Source organism: Microcella sp., assembly GCF_033763155.1.
Taxonomy (GTDB): Bacteria; Actinomycetota; Actinomycetes; order Actinomycetales; family Microbacteriaceae; genus Microcella.
Genome location: NZ_JANRKZ010000142.1, coordinates 1 through 1903 on the forward strand (window position 1 = coordinate 1; position 1903 = coordinate 1903).

Here is a 1903-nt window from a genome sequence, read left to right on the forward strand (position 1 = left end):
ACAGCACCTCGCCCGTGCGACGGTCGGCGACGCTCTTCTCGATCTGGCGACGGATGCGCTGCTCACGTGTGCTCATGGTTCTCGTTCTCCTGGGGGTAGTCGCGGGGTTCCCCCGCCCGTGTTTACGGCGTTAACATCTGCCGCTATGTCTAGCGCACCGATGTGTACACTGTCAACATGTCGGAACGCTCGCGCTACCACCACGGCGCTTTGCGCGAGGCGTTGATCGACGCGGGCGAGCATCTCGCGCGCTCCGACGGGCTCGACGGCGTGACCGTGCGCCGCATCGCCGCCGCGTGCGGCGTGAGCGCCGCGGCCGTCTACCGGCACTTTCCGAGCGGGGACCACCTCATCGCGGCCGTCGCGCAGCGAGCGCGCGAGATCATGGCGCGCGACATGTTCGCCCGGCTCGACTCGGCCGCCGGTCGACCGCCCATCGACCGGCTACGGGAGGTGGGCGAGTCGTACATCGCCTTCGCGCTCGCCGAGCCGCGGCTGTTCTCGCTCGTGTCGATGCCCATGACCACTCCGCCCGATCGGCCCGACGACCCCAACGCCGGCGACCTCGTGCGCGACATCGTGCTCGAGCTCGAACCGCCGGGCACTGTCGACGAGCAACGCGTGGCGAGCCGCATGATGCTCGCGCAAGCGAGCGCCCACGGCCTCGCCGTCATCCTGCGCGACTTCGTGCCCGACCCTCAGGCGCGCGCGATGCTCATCGCCGGAGTGCTCGACCGCGTGGGCGTCGGGCTCGAAGCCTGACGCGCCCCCAAGGCCCAGATCTGGGGCAAAAGGGCGCTTGAGCCGCGGCCATCCACAGTTCTGCGGCGAATCTGAACCCCCGACTAGAACTGCCAGGGGAACGGCGACCAGTCGGGTGCGCGCTTCTCGAGGAAGCTGTCGCGGCCCTCGACGGCCTCGTCGGTGCCGTAGGCGAGCCGCGTGGCCTCGCCCGCGAAGAGCTGCTGGCCGACCATCCCGTCGTCGGTGAGGTTCATGGCGTACTTGAGCATGCGGATGGCCGTGGGGCTCTTCGTCAGGATCGTCTCGGCCCAGTCGAGCGCGGTCTCCTCGAGCGACTCGTGCGGCACGACGGCGTTGACCGTTCCCATCTCGTAGGCGCGCTCAGCGTCGTACTCGCGGGCGAGGAAGAAGATCTCGCGCGCCACCTTCTGCCCGACCTGCTTGGCGAGGTAGGCGCTGCCGTAGCCGGCGTCGAACGAGCCGACGTCGGCGTCGGTCTGCTTGAAGCGCGCGTGCTCGCGGCTCGCGATCGTGAGGTCGCACACGACGTGCAGCGAGTGCCCGCCGCCGGCCGCCCACCCGGGAACGCACGCGATGACGACCTTCGGCATGAAGCGGATGAGCCGCTGCACCTCGAGGATGTGCAGCCTGCTCGCCTTACCGGGCTCGACCGTGTCGGCCGTCTCCCCCTCGGCGTACTGGTAGCCGCCCCGCCCGCGGATGCGCTGGTCGCCGCCCGAGCAGAACGCCCAGCCGCCGTCTTTCGCACTCGGGCCGTTGCCCGTCAGCAGCACGACGCCGACCCGCGGATTCTGCCGCGCGTCGTCGAGCGCGCGGTACAGCTCGTCGACCGTGTGCGGGCGGAACGCGTTGCGCACCTCCGGCCGGTCGAACGCGATGCGCGCGATACGGCCGGTCGTGTCGAGGTGGTAGGTGAGGTCGGTCAGGTCGTCGAAGCCCGGCGCGACCTGCCAGCGCGCGGGGTCGAAGGTCTCGGAGACGAACGGCTCGGCCATGCCGCCAGCCTACGCGCGCGGCCCGTTCGCAACTCAGGCTGAGCGGCCCCGGGTGCCGCGATAACCAGTCACTTGGGTCGCTTCTGCCTGAGTTACGAACACGACACGTCAGACTGGGCGGTATGGATGCCCTCCCGCCGCTC

2 protein-coding genes are annotated in these 1903 nt (G+C 70.1%); one reads left to right on the top strand and one right to left on the bottom strand.

Annotated features, from left to right (window positions below):
- Nucleotides 1–177: 177 nt before the first annotated feature.
- Entirely contained in the window at nucleotides 178–762 is a 585-nt protein-coding gene (locus tag SFU54_RS05865) for a TetR/AcrR family transcriptional regulator (RefSeq protein WP_319015356.1), read from the top strand.
- Nucleotides 763–845: 83 nt separating this feature from the next.
- Here SFU54_RS05865 and SFU54_RS05870 read toward each other — a convergent pair whose 3' ends face one another.
- A complete protein-coding gene (locus SFU54_RS05870; RefSeq protein ID WP_319015357.1) occupies nucleotides 846–1760 on the bottom strand; it encodes a 1,4-dihydroxy-2-naphthoyl-CoA synthase in 915 nt (304 codons plus the stop codon).
- Nucleotides 1761–1903 lie beyond the last annotated feature (143 nt).

Excerpts from the sequence above, each read along its gene's own strand:
- SFU54_RS05865 (WP_319015356.1), top strand. The coding sequence starts at position 178 with ATGTCGGAACGCTCGCGCTACCACCACGGCGCTTTGCGCGAGGCGTTG.
- SFU54_RS05870 (WP_319015357.1), bottom strand. The coding sequence starts at position 1,760 with ATGGCCGAGCCGTTCGTCTCCGAGACCTTCGACCCCGCGCGCTGGCAG.